Source organism: Lacrimispora amygdalina, assembly GCF_900205965.1.
GTDB lineage: Bacteria > Bacillota > Clostridia > Lachnospirales > Lachnospiraceae > Lacrimispora > Lacrimispora amygdalina_A.
The window spans coordinates 209,813-227,284 of sequence record NZ_OAOF01000001.1; the positions used below are offsets into that span (position 1 = coordinate 209,813).

Annotated in this window: 14 protein-coding genes; 3 read left to right on the plus strand and 11 right to left on the minus strand. The window is 42.4% G+C overall.

Annotated elements, in window-relative coordinates:
* Window positions 1-471: 471 nt before the first annotated feature.
* Window positions 472-951, minus strand: coding sequence for a hypothetical protein (locus CRO04_RS00960; protein WP_097002364.1), 480 nt, complete (start codon window positions 949-951; stop codon window positions 472-474).
* Between the two features lie 1,660 nt (window positions 952-2,611).
* On the opposite strand from CRO04_RS00960, the gene CRO04_RS27105 reads away from it, so the two are divergent.
* Both CRO04_RS27105 and CRO04_RS27110 read left to right on the plus strand, forming a co-directional pair.
* Window positions 2,612-2,779 (plus strand): hypothetical protein, encoded by a 168-nt coding sequence (locus CRO04_RS27105; RefSeq protein ID WP_330400746.1) that lies wholly within the window; start codon window positions 2,612-2,614, stop codon window positions 2,777-2,779.
* A 50-nt stretch (window positions 2,780-2,829) separates the two neighbouring features.
* On the plus strand, window positions 2,830-3,159 hold the full coding sequence (locus tag CRO04_RS27110; RefSeq protein WP_330400756.1) for a carbonic anhydrase: 330 nt from the start codon (window positions 2,830-2,832) through the stop codon (window positions 3,157-3,159).
* A 116-nt stretch (window positions 3,160-3,275) separates the two neighbouring features.
* On the opposite strand, the gene CRO04_RS00970 is transcribed toward CRO04_RS27110, so the two are convergent.
* The gene (locus CRO04_RS00970) at window positions 3,276-4,613 is read right to left on the minus strand and encodes a CitMHS family transporter (RefSeq protein ID WP_097002365.1); all 1,338 of its coding nucleotides are present in this window, start codon (window positions 4,611-4,613) and stop codon (window positions 3,276-3,278) included.
* A 127-nt stretch (window positions 4,614-4,740) separates the two neighbouring features.
* Window positions 4,741-6,915, minus strand: a complete 2,175-nt coding sequence (locus CRO04_RS00975) for an ATP-binding protein (RefSeq protein WP_097002366.1) — start codon at window positions 6,913-6,915, stop codon at window positions 4,741-4,743.
* 111 nt (window positions 6,916-7,026) lie between these two features.
* Here CRO04_RS00975 and CRO04_RS00980 point away from each other — a divergent pair, with 111 nt between their 5' ends.
* Window positions 7,027-7,713 (plus strand): response regulator transcription factor, encoded by a 687-nt coding sequence (locus tag CRO04_RS00980; protein WP_097002367.1) that lies wholly within the window; start codon window positions 7,027-7,029, stop codon window positions 7,711-7,713.
* Here CRO04_RS00980 and citC read toward each other — a convergent pair.
* From citC to CRO04_RS01020, 8 genes are all read right to left on the minus strand, one after another.
* Window positions 7,703-8,728 (minus strand): [citrate (pro-3S)-lyase] ligase, encoded by a 1,026-nt coding sequence (citC, locus tag CRO04_RS00985; RefSeq protein ID WP_097002368.1) that lies wholly within the window; start codon window positions 8,726-8,728, stop codon window positions 7,703-7,705. The two genes, CRO04_RS00980 and citC, sit on opposite strands and share 11 nt — an antisense overlap.
* Window positions 8,652-9,620, minus strand: a complete 969-nt coding sequence (gene citG / locus CRO04_RS00990) for a triphosphoribosyl-dephospho-CoA synthase CitG (RefSeq protein WP_097002369.1) — start codon at window positions 9,618-9,620, stop codon at window positions 8,652-8,654. The genes citC and citG overlap by 77 nt, the downstream gene beginning before the upstream one ends.
* 3 nt (window positions 9,621-9,623) lie before the next feature.
* Window positions 9,624-11,186: a citrate lyase subunit alpha gene (gene citF / locus CRO04_RS00995; RefSeq protein ID WP_097002370.1), complete on the minus strand. Its 1,563-nt coding sequence runs from the start codon at window positions 11,184-11,186 to the stop codon at window positions 9,624-9,626.
* Between the two features lies 1 nt (window position 11,187).
* On the minus strand, window positions 11,188-12,090 hold the full coding sequence (locus tag CRO04_RS01000) for an aldolase/citrate lyase family protein (RefSeq protein ID WP_097002371.1): 903 nt from the start codon (window positions 12,088-12,090) through the stop codon (window positions 11,188-11,190).
* A 2-nt stretch (window positions 12,091-12,092) separates the two neighbouring features.
* A complete protein-coding gene (citD, locus tag CRO04_RS01005; RefSeq protein ID WP_097002372.1) occupies window positions 12,093-12,386 on the minus strand; it encodes a citrate lyase acyl carrier protein in 294 nt (97 codons plus the stop codon).
* 144 nt (window positions 12,387-12,530) lie between these two features.
* The gene (locus CRO04_RS01010; protein WP_097002373.1) at window positions 12,531-13,985 is read right to left on the minus strand and encodes an FAD-dependent oxidoreductase; all 1,455 of its coding nucleotides are present in this window, start codon (window positions 13,983-13,985) and stop codon (window positions 12,531-12,533) included.
* A gap of 73 nt (window positions 13,986-14,058) precedes the next feature.
* On the minus strand, window positions 14,059-15,396 hold the full coding sequence (locus CRO04_RS01015; protein WP_242974300.1) for an NADH-ubiquinone oxidoreductase-F iron-sulfur binding region domain-containing protein: 1,338 nt from the start codon (window positions 15,394-15,396) through the stop codon (window positions 14,059-14,061).
* On the minus strand, window positions 15,314-17,425 hold the full coding sequence (locus tag CRO04_RS01020) for an FAD-dependent oxidoreductase (protein WP_097002374.1): 2,112 nt from the start codon (window positions 17,423-17,425) through the stop codon (window positions 15,314-15,316). The genes CRO04_RS01015 and CRO04_RS01020 overlap by 83 nt, the downstream gene beginning before the upstream one ends.
* Window positions 17,426-17,472: the final 47 nt, after the last annotated feature.

The following is a 17,472-nucleotide window of genomic DNA, read 5'->3' on the forward strand; positions in this document are numbered from 1 at the left end:
TTTATCTGATGCTCACCTACATACCATCGTGATTATGATGTTTGCCGTTTCATAAGCATTTAGTTACTTGCCACATTCCTTTTTTTCTATGGTAAACTTCTGTTAGAAAGAAACATTTTTGTGCTGATACTCCTCTTTTGATTGATGATATAGGGAGTATCAGCATCCGTTTAATAAATAGCAATTTAAAGGGGGGTACCGCGCTTCCAGACGATACGTTAGGTGTAAATATCTTTCCCACCAACATAAACGAAAAAGCCATATATTTATGTAATACTAAAAGCGATGCCCCGAAGACTATATCTGAAAAATATGTAATTGAAGTATACCGTGATACAGATTTTATTATACAAAAATGGTATTCTTTGTGGTTTGATACTGTTTATTACAGGCGGTGTAATGTTTCAGGCGGGTGGATATGGGAGCCATATAGGACAATTAGATTAACTTTACTGTAAAATAAATGATCATTTAGCTGGAGAATTTTATCCAAGTCATACTATTGTCATTTGTGTCTAAGCGCCCAAATCCGCCCCTGGTGCTATTTACCTGACTTGCGAATAGACCAATGTAACGAGCATTATAAGCTATTGCAATGATAACCCAACCGTCACCCTCATTGCCATCAGTAGCATAAGGCAGATATTTCCCGGTTGCCAGTTTCGTCAAACCATTAGCGGAATGAGTGTAATAACCACTCATTCTTATTCGATCTGGCCATTCGATGGCTTTTGGCGCAATGTCATTTTTTAAATTCGTTAAATTACTATTTACGTTATCTAAATTGCTATTTACGTTATCTATATTACTATTTACATTATCTAAATTGCTACTTAACTGAGTTATCTTCTCATCAATAATAGTATTATCATTGACAAAATCTTGTCTAACCGGCTTATCCGATGCTTCCCACATATTTAATCCTAATGAAGTTTTGTTTGTACTTGACATATTTTTTCTCCTCTTTTTATTTTAATTATGCTTGAAATTTATTTTGATTATTTAACTATGGCATACATATTGCCACCAAATAATCTTTGCTTTTTATACCTTCTTTCGAACATGTGTTCTATTTGTCGACATCTAGATCATAATACTTTATAATCCTGTTGTCAACATTTTTGCGAACGTATGTTCTGTTATTGGGTTAAAATCAAAAAGAAAAGCATCAATTTTAACCGTAAATCGTTGAATGTGAGGCACATTTACGCTTCATTTGACTTGACTGTAAATCCCCCCAAACATTTCACCCGAATTTTCCATATAAAAAACAAAAAAAGAGTCTCCAGCAAGAAACTCTCATTGTACTATTTAAGTAATTATCCCTTTTGCATTGTATCAATACATTGTTTCATTTGAGCAAAGAACCGCATCATAAATATCCTTTCCCTGCTGGTGAACTGCAGTTCCGTAAGAAAAAGAAACGAGCAGTTCACAATCCCAAACTGTTTGTGCGCTGTTTTAACACCTAATTTGTCTCATTTTCATAAATCCGGCTGCTAACCATCACTAATTCGTCACCTCTATAGCGATATAGTTTTGTTTCATGTACCTGGACTTCTGCTTTAAAATAGCCACTGTTACGCTGCAGATTGCCGCATCTACTCCCGTACATCAAAATCTATATATATATCTATATTTGCATTTCACACCTGTATCTATAATTTATCTACCTGCCATTTTCACCAAAAAGATCGTGCTGCAAAGCGGTATATCCCACTCTTGCAGCACGATCTTTTTATTTTTTCATACGTTTCACAGCCAGGAAAGTATCAAACAAAATTCAGGACGTCTTGTTTCCGGTCATTTCAACAACATAAACCTTAAATATAACGGATACCCAGTGAAAGTCCCCCGATTTCACAGAATATCTCCATTACTTCTATTACAGGTTTTGTTCTGCCAAACAGCCCGCCCTAACTTTGGCGATAAGCTATTTAATTCAATCCATTCTGGTCCACGTATTGTTATTTATGATGCCCTGACAAACTCGGCTGCGTCCTCCGGCCAGGCGGGCATTGACTTTGCATCATCTTTATCATTGGTACAGTTTTCACAATTTCAATGGCATTCTTCGTCCATGCCAGATCAGCACATCATATATGCCTCTAACCTTTGCATGTGCGGTCCTAAACAGTATCAGCATATTTCCGACCCCTGTTCCTGTTTAGTATCCTACTGCAACAACTATCAGTCCCGATATCAAAGAAATTGTTAAAACCATAACGTTTTGGGTGTCTTAAAAACACCATATACATGTAAAATTGTGTAAGCACTTACAGATGGATTTTACAACCAGCTTACAAAATAAGCAAGTAGTAAATTATTTTTTGTTAATGAAGCACAATATATCGTTTATTTTTTGATAGTTTTTTACATTAACCTTTTTATTTTTTTCACATATTTGTATATTTAATATAAATATTCTACAATATTTTTATCAATATTTTTCATCCGACACAATTAGTTAAGCGCTTACATTTTTCGACATTTTCTATCATTATAACACAATTCCACCTGTCTATCTAAATAATCTTTAAGGAGAACGGTAAGCCTGAGTTAAGATAAAACCTTTATCATGTATCTAACACCATATAAAAGGAGGCAGATTATGATTGATGAAATTTTACAATACAATGACAGCTTTGTGAACAGCGGTTTCTATAAACACTTTCATTTCAACAAATATCCCCGGAAAAGGCTTGCCATACTGACCTGTATGGACACCCGGCTGGTTGAGCTTCTTCCTGCTGCCCTCGGTATCCACAACGGAAATTAAAATTAATTAAAAATGCTGGCGGCCTGATATTAGACCCATGCGACAGTACCATACGCAGCCTGCTGATTGCCATACTGGAATTTGGTGTAGAAGAGGTCATGGTAATTGGCCATACGGAATGCGGAGCCGCGTCCATCAGCTCCGAAACCATTATCAACCATTTGTTACAGCGTGGTATTACAAGAGAAACCATACAGAAACAAAAAGAAATGGGATTTGATTTTGATCACCTGTTTCAGGGATTTGAAAACTCCAAGACATCGGTCAAACGCTCTGTTACCTTGCTAAAAGAACACCCGCTGATGCCTTCCGGTATTACCATAAAAGGCTTTGTTATGGATACTTCCTGCGGCAGGCTGGATCCTGTCGGATTATCATAAAAAACTGCGATCTGTTATCATACCGAAAGCTGGCTTGATAACAGATCGCAGTTTTTCTAATAAAAGAAAGACTACGGGGCCGCCATTTCGGCAGCCCCGTTATTCTTAGGATATATTTAAAATGTTATGACACCAAGTACAATACCGGCAACCAGACATACAAGGCTGACGCCCCAGATCCAGAAGAAGGAATTCTTTATATGATCCTTAATCTCAACACCAGCAAGGCCGAGTCCAAGGAACGTAGCTGGAACGACAGGGCTGATAAAGGTTGCACAGTTTCGGCATACCACCATGGCAATTGCGGTATGTACCGGATCCACTCCGAAGTTGTTTCCGACACTGATCAGAACCGGAAGGAGTCCATAGAAATAAGAATCCGTACAGAACAAAAGTGTCAGCGGCACGGATAAAACGCCGATTATTAAAGGTAAGAAATGGCCCATAGACTGTGGAATAAAAGAAGCCAGAATATTTGCCATATGGTTCATAATTTCACTCTGCTCCAGCACGCCTAAAAATACGCCGGCTGCAAGAATGGTGGAAGCCATCATAAGAGCAGGACCTGAATGGGATTTAATAATCTTATTCTGCAGTTTTGCTCCGGGATAGTTAACCAGAAGAGCAATTACACAGCCCACCATGAAGGTCAGGTAGGATGGAACCTTTAAAAATACAAGGCATACAATCACAAGCAGTGTCAGTGCAATATTAAATACTAAAAGCTTGGGTCTTGCAAGATTTCCCAGATCACTGGTAGAAGCACTTTCTTCCAGAACTTCTGTATCTTCCATTACCAGAGTGCTGTCAATTCCAGCTCCGCGTTTTTTCTCCATAACGCCCCAGAAGAATGCGGTAAATAATGCAACAACAATACCAACTGCCTGCATTGGAAGAAGTCTCATCCAGAGCACATTGGCATCAATTCCCAAAACAGAAGCAGAACGCATGGTTGGACCGCCCCATGGAAGTAAATTCATAACACCCATTGATGTAACACAGATTAAAAGCAGCGTGGTTGGGCGCATTTTTAACTTTTTATAAATCGGCAGCATAGCCGGTACGGTGATCAGGAACGTAGAAGCTCCGCCTCCGTCCAGGTGGCCGATCATCGCAATGATACAGGTCATAAGCGTAACACCAATTACATTATGCCCCACTTTTTTCATTAAAGCATTGATGATGCAGTCAAACATGCCCGCATCTGTCATAATTCCGAAAAACAACACCGAAAATATAAACAGTGCAGCAGTGGAATGCACATCGGCAACTCCTGCCTTAATAAAATCCCCAATTTCTTTGACTGTAAAGGTTCCTGTTAAAACCAGAATCAGCGCGCTGATACTGGATACTCCGATAAATGCAAGAGCGGGAACAGTAACATTTCTCAGCAGTAAAACAATGATCATGATAATGGTTGCAAATCCTAATAATGCAAGCATTGTCTCATTCATGTTTTTCTTCCTCCTCATATTTTGTTTATGAGAAAAGTATAAAGGTCCAACCTTACAGCCTCACATCTTCTCCCTTTCATTTCTTTAAGAGAAAAATTAAAAATTGTTAAGATTTGACACTATTATTTTAGAATAATTCCTTTAAATTTCTGACTGCCTTTAATATAGCGGAATCAGATACCGGTTTATCAATGTATTCATCAATCATTCTCCGCTTCTTTGCCTCTACCAGCTCCTTTGTCACCCGGTCGATCATAAGAATGCGGACCACTCCCGGATATGGTCCCTGTAAGGACATACAGAAATCCACGCCACTTTTTCCCCTGACATACTGTTCCGTTACAACAGCGTCCACTTCCTGCTCTTTTAAGACTCTTCTGGCCTCTTCAAAATCCATACAGGAAATAAGAGGAACATTCAGTTTACTGAAGTTTTTTTCCAGAAGCCGCAGGACCTTAGGATTATCATCTACGATCATGATTCTGAGAACTGGTCCATTTACCCCCAGCTGAACCGGTTCTTCCCGCTCCTTCTGCTCATTAATCGGAAGATACAGATGAAAAATGCTTCCCTTGCCCAGAATGCTTTCTGCAAACACATATCCTTTATGGGAATGAATGATCTGCTCCACCAGGGAAAGTCCCAGTCCTGTGCCTTTTCCATTTTTCTTTGTGGTAAAAAACGGATCAAAAATCTGCTTCACCACTTCGCTGCTCATCCCCTCTCCATCATCTTCAACATCAATCCGGATATAATGCTTCCAGCCCTCCGGAAGCGTGGAAATCTTATATTGTGTCAGGTCTTCCCGGTCTACTACCTGGCAGGATATGGTAATAGTTCCCTCTCTGTGTCCGATGGCATGAATGGCATTAACGCAGATATTTAATATAACCTGATTCATCTGTGTTTCATTGCCCAGAAAGCTCTCTCCATGAAGTGTGATCATATCCTTTAAATGTATATTAGGGGGACAGACAGAACTCACCATCTTAATTGATCGTTTTAACACCTTTTCACCGCTGAGATTTTTAAACGCTGTTTCCATGTTTTTCCGGCTTAAAGATGAGATCTGCTGAATGATTTCCTTTGCTTTTGCGGAAGCTTCATAGATCTCCGAAGCATTATCATAATCCTCGGACCGTTCTGGCAGATCCAGCATCAGAAGTTCTGCATACCCCATAATGGGCGTCAGCAGATTGTTAAATTCATGGGCAATTCCCCCTGTCATGGTTCCCATGATCTGAAGTCTCTGCTGGTGGGCTATGGTTTCCTCACTCTGATGGATTTCTTCCAGGATCTTATTCAGTTCCAGAAGATAGGCAATTTCCTCCGTATCCTTTCGCTTTTGAACCCTTAAGTCTCCGATATAAATCACAAGACCAAGGACAATTGCCATGGCACAGAAAAAGACAAGTCCAAGCTTAAAGAATCCTGCTGCCACCGGAATATAGATATCATTATAATCAATTACTGCACTCACGATCAAAAAACCATCCCCGATCTTTGCCGGAGAATAAGAGCAGATTTTTTTAACTTCCGGTACCCCCGGATCTACCCACCAATAGGAATAATACTCAGAAACCCCTTCTTCCCCACGGTTCTGCTTGTCTATCATCTGCTCTAAGCTGGTTAAATCCACGTTAGGAAACATCTCTTTCCTGCCTGAAATGACATTGATCCCCCACTGCTTCTCCTGAGGGTGGGCAAGAATTATACCGGAGGAATCCTTAATAACAACATATCCGTTGGTTCCAAGCCGTATATTGGAGACTAGTGACTTATAATAATCTCTCTCATTAATTACAATGGAGATAGAACCAATGTCAGGCAGGTCTCTCTTTAATACCAGATAAAGATCCCCATTCTCCAGCTTGCACTGAAGAAACTGCTCGGACTGATTAATCGCAGTGACGGAGTTAATTTTCTCCACGCCGTATCCCTTGATACTCTTTATCAGATTTCCTTTCGTATCCTCCACAATCACATCATAAACAAAGCGTTTATGATTGGACACATATTCCCTGATGATACTCCAGTCTCTGGTTCCGGTCTTTTTATAGTTTTCCTCGACAATATCATAAATCGTATTTAAATCTGCCTGGTATCCTTCTATAAAGACCTTTAGATTCTCGCCCATACTCTGGGTCGTCAGAAGCATCTGCTTTTTCTGATTGTTTATAATCGCATCCTTATATTCCTTCCAGATTCCAAAGACAAGAAAGCAGAAAATAACCAGAACGGCCGCCATGGCACAGCAGATAAATATTCCGGTATAATTTCTCTTTCCATTTATTTTATTCATGATTCTGCTCCTCGTTTGTCTCTTCCTCATTGACTTGTTCTAATATTAATATTATAATAAATTATAACAAATTTCGATAAAATTCTACATGATTTTCATTTGGGGGAAACTATGTCTGATAAAGTACTAATCGTAGATGATGATCCAGCCGTTTTAAAGCTGCTGGAAAAAGTCATGCGCAGCAATGATCTGGAAACTACTGTGGCAGACAGCGGTCTTGCTGCTCTTAACTATATAAAAAACCACACCTATGATATGATTCTTATGGATGTTATGCTGGGTGATATGGAGGGCTTCGAAGTCATTAAGAAACTGCGAAGCCAGGGGATACAGACTCCGGTCATGATCGTCAGCGGACGCAACGAGGACTATGATTCCTTATATGGCCTGTCTCTGGGCGCAGATGATTATATCACAAAACCATTTCGTCCTCTTGTTCTGGGTGCAAAGGTAAAGGCACTTATAAGACGCTATAAAAACCAGATTCTGGAAAGTTCTGATATTCTGGAATGCGGTCCCTTTTCCTATAACACTTCCACCATGCGTTTTTATAACAAGGGGGAAGAGATCATACTATCTTCGAAAGAAAGCAGTCTGATGCTTCTGTTCTTAAAACATCCCGGGCAGGTTTACACTAAAGAGATGATCTACGAACACGTGTGGGGCAACAGCGTGGCAGTTGATGACAATGCCATTATGGTTTATATCAATCGTCTCCGCAGTAAAATCGAAGAGGACCGGCAGAAGCCGGCCCATATTGTAACTGTCAGAGGTCTGGGATACCGGTTTATCCCTTAGACCTCTGGCTTTTTTTATTTATCAGATATTCCAGAGTAGATTGAGGCACCACATCCTTAATATGATTAAAGTCACCCTTTTCATACCATATCCTAACCGCGGAAGCACTCACTGCTGTACCTTTTATTTTTTTCCGTTCAAATTCCATAACCTCAATTCCATATTGGGACAGAATCTGCTTCATCTCTTCGTTATACTGACTGGTTATTGCACAGTTTGGCTCCGTCCCCACAAAACGTCTGGTAATTCCCAGTTCCGGAGCGATGCGGCGTGCAAATAAAGTCAGATCCAGCAGGCAGTTGGCCTTTTGGGCCTGTGCTTTCTCCTTCATAAAATACGTAGGAAAGGTTGCAGCCGAGATAACAAAATCGGATGACCTGTGAACTATCACTCCGGATAAGTCCCTGACTCCTTCTTTTACCAGCTGATACCGCTCCTCTGCTTTAAACAGGCTCCTGTCATCGGATAAGACAAGCACGTGAAGATAATCACAGTAGTTTTTTGCCTGCTCCACCAGATACCGGTGTCCGTTGGTAAAAGGATTACAGTTTACTACCATACATCCAATTACCGGTCCAGGCAGCAGTGCTTCCTTTGGAGTCTCCTCTTTTAAACGGCGGATAAAATGATAAAAGCCCTCTTTCCGGTTTTCCATAAAAAGAATTTCCCCGGTTTTTAAGACACTGTAAAATCCCAGATTTTCAAACATTTCCTGATTACCCGGCTTGGTATAAAGGAGTATATGGGACCTTCCCTTATCAAATTCATACTGAACCAGTGCTGATACAATGGTTGCCGCCAGTCCGAAGCCTCTGGCCTCCGGATCCACAGCAATGCATTTTAACACATTCTCATGAGCAGAGCCTGTTGCCACAATCCGGTAGTTCTCATCCAGAAGGCATATGGTATATTCAATTTCCTCATCGTAATCCAGCTGATTACAGGCAAGAAATTCCCTCAAACGCTCCAGCTCTTTCCCATGAAAGGGACTGCCTTCCAGCCTCATGAATTCCATAGAATCCTCCCAACTCCTCTGTTAACTGTGTGAGAAATATGGTGACAGCAAGAAGATCTGCACTTCCTCCTGCACTGATATTCTTCTTCACAAACCAATGGTCCAGTTCTTTTAACCGTTCCATGCTTTCCTTTCTATAGGCACCTCCGGCATATAAAAAACCGGCTGCAATATCCTTCACCTGCTTTAAGACCTTCGGATTATGTCTGGATAAAATATTGGAATCGTCCACCCGGCTCATCAGATGAAACAGAGTTTCCAGTTTGATGAGGTTCCACTCCTGATTAGTGGTAAGACCCATGGTCATTACCGGCAGGGAAATCTCAAATACAGAGGAATAACCGCTGATCGCTTCCCCCCTGGCGCCGGTCAGCCCGTACTTTTGAAGGTTTTTCTCTCCTTTTGATACAAAATTTTCCATATCCCGGACTTCATTTTCCAGCACATTCCTGACCATGGCCTGTTCCATATCCATCAGTTGTTTTAAGGTAACTCTTCCAAAGAACCGGTGGCAGGCTCCTGCAGCCGAACTTAATATTCCCAGATGAAAGATCAGGCCTTTGTGTGTATTAACGCCTCCGGTTGCCAGATACATGGCCCGTTCCGCCAGAATGCCGATTCTGCGAATGGTTTCAAATAACACAGGGGGAGCCTCCCACAGCCTCTCCCCCTCCAGAGCCATTGTGATAAAATAAGGCTTCAGTGCTTTGGCACTCCGTTCAAAGGAAGCGACATCCATATCGGTATGGGCCCCATTGGAATAAGGATCCACCAGACCTGGCTTTACAAGAGTATAAACCTCCTCAAGCAGCGCACGGTACGCCAGATTTCCAATCCGGTATGCAGCTTCTTCCTCCTTAGAGGGTACATTCACACAAGACCTGCTTTGCATTGTCTATTCTCCTGAAAATTCGAAATTTTTAATTTTACGGACAACATCCATGATGGTTCCATCACGGCTTTCTATAATTCCCACTACTTTATCATCAAACTGCACCCGTTCCGGCTCCCCCACGATGGAATATGCAATATCTCTCAGTTCTTCTATGGTTTTAAACGGAAGATCCACATTTTTCATAGAATCAATTAAATCCTGTCTCCTTGGATTAATGGCAATTCCATAATCTGTGATCACTACGTCAATGGATTCTCCCGGAGTAGTAACCGTTGTTACGTCAGTACAGATGGCTGGAATTCTTCCCTGAAGAAGAGGTGCGATTACGATGGTACATTTTGCACCGGCCGCAGTATCCGGATGACCGCCCTGTGCACCGGTAATAATGCCGTCAGACCCAACCACTACATTGCAGTTAAAATTCACATCGACTTCCAGCGCTGCCAGTATGACGAAATCCAGTTTATTTACCACAGCGCCCTTATTAAAGGGATCTGCATATTCGCCCGCACTGATACGGAAATGTTTGGGGTTAATCACGGACTCCACAGCATTTAAATCAAAATCCTGGGTATCTAACAGTGCATCCACCTGACCGTTCTCCAAAAGATCGCACATGGGCTTTGTTAAACCGCCCACCCCAAACTTCATCCGGATATTTCTCTCTTTCATAATTTTTGCCAGAGAGATGGTTGAGGCTATGGAAGCGCCGCCCACTCCGGTCTGATAGGAAAATCCGTCTTTGAAATATGGAGTATTCACTACAAACTGGGTGCAGTAATCCGCCATCATCAGTTTTCTCATATCTGTTGTAGGTTTTGCCGCTCCCGTCGCAATTTTATCCGGATTTCCGATCTGGTCTACTACAACTACATAATCCACCTTTGTCATGGAAATGTGGGCTGGAAAGTTTGGAAATGGTACCAGACAGTCTGTCACTGCAACTACTTTATCCGCATAATCCGCATCAACCATGGAGTAAGAAAGCACACCGCAGTCAGACTTTCCGCCGATTCCGCGGCAATTTCCGTAATCATCGCAGGTAGGTGATCCGATAAATGCGATATCAATTCTCACTTCTCCAGTCTCAATGGCACGGACTCTTCCGCCGTGGGAACGCATGACGGCCAGTCCTCTCAGTTTGCCTTCTGATATGGCACGGCCGATTTTTCCTCTTACACCAGAAGACTGGATATTTGTAATTGTACCATCTTCAATGTATTCCACAAGCTTATCATGTGCCTTTCCAAGAGAACTGGCACAAATGGTAAGGTCTTTAATGCCCATGTTGTGAATTTCTTCCATCACCATGTTTACCACATAATCCCCGTCCCGGAAATGATGATGAAATCCCAGTGTCATCCCATCCTGAATGCCGCATTTTACCAGCACCTCATGAATGTTCTCCACCAGCTTGCTTCCCTGCGAATTAATCACACACCTGGTAGACGGACCGTCCTTTTTATACTCATATCCATCAAAATAATGATTCCCCTTAAATGGTTCTTTCCCTGTCTGTTTTAAGATTTCTTCCGGAATCTCTCTTCCTACTGCATTGATCATCTTATAAATCTCCTTTATATACGCCGGAGGCCTTAGCCAGTTCAATGGTTCTCCTTGCTCCGTCATAAAATGCAATGTCAATCATTTTACCATCTACTGTAAATACACCGATTCCCAGTTTCTTTTTCTCTTCAATCTCCTTTACTACCTTTTCCGCAAAGATAATGTCCTTTCCGGATGGAGTGAAGATATCATGAACCACAGGGATCTGCCGCGGATTGACAATGGATTTACCGTCGAATCCCATGAGATGAATATTTTCCACGTCCTTTCGGAATCCCTCCATATCATCCAGGTTGGTATATACGGTATCAAAACACTGTACCTTTGCAGCTCTTGCAGCAATAATTAAATTCTGTCTGGCACCCATCAGCTCAATGCCCGTTCCTGTAATGTGAGTCTGTAAATCCTTGGTATAATCTCCGCCTGACAAAGCAATTCCAAAAAGACGGTCCGATGCTTCGCAGATATCCAGAGCCTTCATGACGCCTCTTGCAGATTCGATCGCTGCCATAATAAGGGTCCTGCCTTCCGGTATCCCGAAATCCTTTTCCGCCTTAATAATCTCCTCTTCCACTCTGTGGATTTCTTTGGGACATTCCGTTTTGGGAATACGAATGGAATCACATCCGCCTGCCACCGCACACCGGATATCCTCCAGCCAGTATGGTGTATCCAGTCCGTTAATCCGGACTACCCGTTCACAGCCTCTGTAATCAATCTCCTTCAGCGCGTGATACAGGGAAAATCTGGCGGCATCTTTCTGATTCTCTGCAACCGCATCCTCCAGATCCAGAATAATACTGTCCGGTTTATAAATATAGGGATCCTTAATTAATCCCGGTTTCTGGGCATTTAAAAACATCATGGTTCTTCTGAGCCGCTTTTTCACTAAATTGATCATCCTTAAACACCTCCCCAAAGAGTGTTGACAAAGTGATCGGCAGAACGGGATACCGCTCCTTCTACCCTGGCTTTGATGGTACAGTCAAGAGCACCTTTGTCTACAATGGATATTTTAATATTATCCACTCCCAATTGATTCAGAGTTTCAAAAACCACTTTCCTGATCTGGTTGCCGAACTGATTGATCACTGCACTCTCCAGTGTGAGATCGATTCTGCCGTCTCCGGGTTCCACGGTTACCTGACAGTCACTGGATTCCAGCGTTCCGGCCATAGCCGGTCTTTCTATCTCCATTTTGTTTAGAGCCTCCCTTTTATTTTCTATGATTTCAGTTTACTCCGGGAATCTTAACTCTGGAGAAACAGTACCTTAAAAAATGTTAAGAAAGGGAGCCTGCCATCCCCGCAGCGCTCCCTCTCTTAATATTATTTTATTTCATTATTCAGAAAAATGTTCTTTAATAAACTGGACCGCGTTCTCTCCTGCCATTCTTCCTGAATTGACAGCAAACCCAAGAGAATTACCTGGAAGAATAAATACATAATCCGGATTGCAGATAGAATTCGCATCTGTTCCTGCTGCATAAAGACCCGTTATCACCTGATTATCCTTGTCAACCACCTCTGTCTTATAGTTAATCCGGATTCCGCCAATACTTCCATACGCACTTGGTGCAAACTTCAGTGCATAGTATTTCGGTCCGTTAATCGGCTTTAAATATTTTGGATTTTTATTAAATAAGGTATCTCTGAATTTACAGCACTCATTGTAATCCGTAATGGTTTTTGTAAGTCCTTCTTTATCAATTCCTGTTTTTTCGGCAAGTTCCTCAATCGAATCAGCAATGAACAGTACGTCATTTCCATTTTTGATCATTTCATTCATTTCCTGTTTGAAATCATCCATGCTGATATTGGAGGTAACAACATTCACCAGATCCAGCCCGTTTTTATCGTACTGCTGTAAAATAGCATCATCAATAATAGAGAATACAGTCCTCTCCTTCTGTCTGGCAATGGCATTTACTGAGAATACCGGATTTTCCACAACTGCTTCATCATAAAATCTCTGTCCGTCTAAATTAACGAAAAGGTTAGGCTGACGGAACGGCAATTCGATGGGTGCATAGCCTCCTGTATTCGGTGCAAAAAATACCAGTTCCATATCCAAGTGGTCCTTTGCAGCACCTGCTTCCCATGCCATGCTGATTCCATCTCCTGTAAGCCCCGGAATCCGATAGGAGAAAAGATCCTTGCCCCATTCATAGTCGGTATGTTTTTTGATAAATTCAGGATTATCCCCGAACCCTCCGGTAGCGATAATCACAGCAGAACCATAGGCATTTATTTCTCCCTCTCCGTCTTTTGCAATCACGCCAACTACTTCACCATTCTCCTTGATAAGCCGCTGTACCGGAGCCTCCAGACAGATTGTCACTCCCAGTTCTTCCGCTCTGTCTGTCATTGCTTTGATCATGGTCGCAGCAGCTCTTAAACCGGGTGCTCCTGTCTTAGGCTGTACGATGTGCCAGGTTGCCTCTGAACCAGGAAAATACTTGGAAGGCAGTGCAAACTTTACCCCCATATTCTGAAGCCATTCGATGGTATCTGCTGATTTGTCAAGGTAATCCTTTACCAGTCTTGCATCGGCACGCCAGTGTGTGTAATCCATAAATTTCTGGAATGCGCCCTCCCTGGTGCAATCAATCAGCCTGTCCTTCTGCAATTTTGTCTCCACACCCAGAAGACCCATTGCCATGTTGGCACAGCCTCCAGTTGTATTGGCCTTTTCAAATACAATCACCTCTGCCCCCTGCTCTGCAGCCGCTATTGCAGCAGCAAGTCCTCCAGCTCCTCCGCCTACAACAATTACATCCGCTTCCATCTCTCTCATGATTCCATCCTCCGTCTTATTTTTTATATTTTATAATTTTAATTATAAACTGTTTCTGCTCTGCCAAAACGCCTTATACTCTCCGCCTTCTGCCAAGTCCCTTTTTTATTCCATTACCCTCACCAGAAAAACTTCCGGCTTGTACCGGTTCTGACGGCAGAACTGGTTTTACAGTACCATACCGTCTTACAGCGTTCCTGCTGCATACCGTTGTACATCTTTCACACTTGCTGCAAATATCTGGATCAATGATGTGAATTAAATTTTCCCCTCCTCTGACCGCATGCTCCGGACACACCATACAGTCTCCGCATCCGTTGCAGAGAGCAGGATCAATATAAAATTTCACATAGGAAATGCAGCTTAACGACTGACAGATCTTTCTGTCTATATGTTTTTCAAATTCTTCCCCAAATTTATTCATAGCTGTCAGCAGAGGAACAGCTGCTGTTCTTCCGATATCGCATAAAGTTCCTGATTTCAACGTTTCACAAATTTCTTTCATTAAGGAAATATCACCTTCCCTGCCTTTTCCTTCTGCTGCATCCTGCAAAATACGGAAAAGCTGATAGATTCCTTCCCTGCAGTACACACAGGATCCGCAGGTTTTCCTGCTGTTTATAAGCATTCTCTTACAAGCCCAGTCCACAATACAGGTATCATTGGAGCAAACCTCTATTTGGGCTGATTCAAGCATGGTTCCCTCTTTTAAAAGGCTGGAATAGGTAAATAGAGTATCCAGTTCATCCGCACCATAAACTGCTCCCATGCTCCCGCCTGCAGACACAAATTTTACTGTTTTACCAGCGGTTACTCCTTTTGCGTATTTGGTAATAATTTCTTCCAGGGTGATTCCAAAGGGAATTTCATAAATTCCCGGCTCCATAACATCGCCTGTTACAGATATGATTTTATGAGGTACATAATTTTCATCCGTCAGATTTCGGTGAAGAGCCAGCATTGTCTCTGCATGATGAACCAGAATTCCCTCTTTGAATATTTCTTTCTGTATCCCTTTCATGTCATCTGTCAGATTAGTCTGAATTCCACTCAGTCTGAATTTCTCTTCATAAATTTCGTGATTCTTCGACAACAACGCGCATATACTGTTTAGTTTAAGCCGGTCTTTTAAAGCTTCCATACCACTTATTATTTCATCCAGATAATGTTCCAGCAGATATTTTACAGTCCCGCTTTCACTCTGGTCTTCCGGAAAAAGACAGACAAGCTCTTTCCATTCCCTGCTGCTCCATCTTTCTGCAGAAGGTCTTCCTTTAATCCCGTGTCCGAATATTTCAATTCTCTCCGTTTCCATTTTTTCACCCTCTTTATTTATACTGATACTCTGTCCAGAACCTGGATCTGGTAAGCCTTGGACGCAGATCACACTGCAGGCATCTTTCTGCTTCACATCTGGCCTCCGCTTCCTCAAGCCCTTCTGTCATAAGATTAAAGTTATCTTTTCGCTGATCCAGTGAAATGCACCGGTATGTCCTGCGGTCTAATTCTGCAAATCCCTCTGACTTACCAATGAAGCCGTCTGCTTCCTGATATTCTGATAGAGATTCTTCTATATTGCCATCCCCACCTAAATAACGGTCGATTTCAGATGCTGCCTTTCTGGCTCCCGCAATTGCCTGAATGACAGAAGCTGTTCCTGTAACCGCATCACCAGCTGCAAAAACTCCCTTTATTCCCGTGTTTCCACTGCTATCTGTTTCCATAAGCCCTCTCGGATTCAAAGACAGCTCCTCAAAGCTTTCCAGATCCGGCTTCTGTCCGGTGGAAAATATAACCATCTCTCCGGGAATCACATGATCAGAATCTTCTTTTTCTGTTAAAATCAGCTTTCTGTTTTCATCAAATGTGAAGCTCTCAACTTCACGGCAGAGAACGCCGGCTGCTTTTCCGTCCTTTTCTATAATTCTTACAAAAGTTCTTCCGTTGTAAATCTGGATCCCTTCTTCTCTGGCTTCTGTAATCTCTTCTTCACCGGCGGTCATACTGCCTTCCTCTTCCAGGCATACCACAGATACCTGACTGCAGCCCAGCCGCTTGGCAGTTCTTGCACAGTCGAAGGCAACATTCCCACCGCCTAATACCACAACAGAATCTTTCAGTTCCATATGAGTGTTTAACAGGTCCCGTCTGAGGAAATCAATATTTACATGTACATTGAAAAGATCAGCCCCGGGAAGCGGAATCCGCACTCCCTTATCGGTTCCCACAGCAATCAGAATTGCTTCATAGCCAAGGTTTCTCAGTTCTTCCAATGAATTGATCTTCCGATTGGTGAAAATTTTTACTCCTGCCTCTCTGATCACTGCAATTTCCTCTTCCACAATTGATGCAGGCAGACGGTAATCCGGGATTCCGGCTGAGAGCATTCCTCCTGCAACCGGAAGTTTTTCATAAACATCAACTGCATGTCCTGATTTAACAAGATAGTAAGCCGCCGTAAGTCCTGCCGGACCGGCTCCGACAACTGCCACTTTTTTTCCAGTTTTTGGTTTGAAAACAGACTTTTCTTTCCACTGATAAGTATCCTGTTCTGCTGCAAACCGTTTCAGTTCTCTGATCGAAACAGCTCCATTTATCTCTTTTCTTCTGCAGGCAGATTCACAAAATCTCATGCACACCAGCCCCAACGACTTGGGAAACGGTGCTTTTTCCCGGACAACCGCGGCCGCCTGCTCATACTTTCCTTCTTTAATAAGGCGGACATACTTGGGAATATTGATACCGGCTGGGCATTCCTGCTTACAGGGTATGAGGATATCTTGTCTGTTTCCCTCTTTAAAAGTTCCTTTCTTATCCTGTAAAGCTCCAGTCGGACATACTTCCACACATGCACCGCAGAAACGGCAATCTGCTTTTGCCAAAGAAAGATCTCCGGTTACACCGACTGTTATTCTGTCTTCTTCATTCTTATGATATTCAAGAATTCCAACCCCTCTCACATCGCGGCAGACACGCACACAGCGTCCGCAAGCCACACAGCGATTGGAATCTCTGATAATTAACGGATTACCAGTTTCCATATTTACCGCATTTAGGGTTCTTCTTAACCTGGAAGTGCTGACTCCCAGATACTGGATCAGAGATTGAAGCTCGCATTTTAGATATTTGGGACAGGTCGTACAGTCATCTACATGATTGGCCAGCATCAATTCCATGGAGAGCCTTCTCAGCCGGTCAAGATCCTCTGACTTTGTATTTACTGACATGCCTTCTTCAGCCAGTGTGGTGCAGGCAGTCTGAGGTTCCTTTTTCCCGTTTATTTCGACCACACACAGCCTGCAGCCGCCCTCCGCATGCAAGTCCGGATGATGGCACAGGTGAGGTATGTATATATCCGCATGCTCCGCTGCCTCCATGATCGTCTTTCCTTTTTCTGTATAAACTTCCATGCCGTCAATCTCAATTTTAACCTGATTCATTTCAACCTCCAATTTTCTTGACTCCTTTGTTGAGATTCATTTATACT

Excerpts from the sequence above, each read along its gene's own strand:
- CRO04_RS00960 (WP_097002364.1), bottom strand. The coding sequence starts at position 951 with ATGTCAAGTACAAACAAAACTTCATTAGGATTAAATATGTGGGAAGCA.
- CRO04_RS27105 (WP_330400746.1), top strand. The coding sequence starts at position 2,612 with ATGATTGATGAAATTTTACAATACAATGACAGCTTTGTGAACAGCGGT.
- CRO04_RS00970 (WP_097002365.1), bottom strand. The coding sequence starts at position 4,613 with ATGAATGAGACAATGCTTGCATTATTAGGATTTGCAACCATTATCATG.
- CRO04_RS00975 (WP_097002366.1), bottom strand. The coding sequence starts at position 6,915 with ATGAATAAAATAAATGGAAAGAGAAATTATACCGGAATATTTATCTGC.
- CRO04_RS00980 (WP_097002367.1), top strand. The coding sequence starts at position 7,027 with ATGTCTGATAAAGTACTAATCGTAGATGATGATCCAGCCGTTTTAAAG.
- citC (WP_097002368.1), bottom strand. The coding sequence starts at position 8,728 with ATGGAATTCATGAGGCTGGAAGGCAGTCCCTTTCATGGGAAAGAGCTG.
- citG (WP_097002369.1), bottom strand. The coding sequence starts at position 9,620 with ATGCAAAGCAGGTCTTGTGTGAATGTACCCTCTAAGGAGGAAGAAGCT.
- citF (WP_097002370.1), bottom strand. The coding sequence starts at position 11,186 with ATGATCAATGCAGTAGGAAGAGAGATTCCGGAAGAAATCTTAAAACAG.
- CRO04_RS01000 (WP_097002371.1), bottom strand. The coding sequence starts at position 12,090 with ATGATCAATTTAGTGAAAAAGCGGCTCAGAAGAACCATGATGTTTTTA.
- citD (WP_097002372.1), bottom strand. The coding sequence starts at position 12,386 with ATGGAGATAGAAAGACCGGCTATGGCCGGAACGCTGGAATCCAGTGAC.
- CRO04_RS01010 (WP_097002373.1), bottom strand. The coding sequence starts at position 13,985 with ATGAGAGAGATGGAAGCGGATGTAATTGTTGTAGGCGGAGGAGCTGGA.
- CRO04_RS01020 (WP_097002374.1), bottom strand. The coding sequence starts at position 17,425 with ATGAATCAGGTTAAAATTGAGATTGACGGCATGGAAGTTTATACAGAA.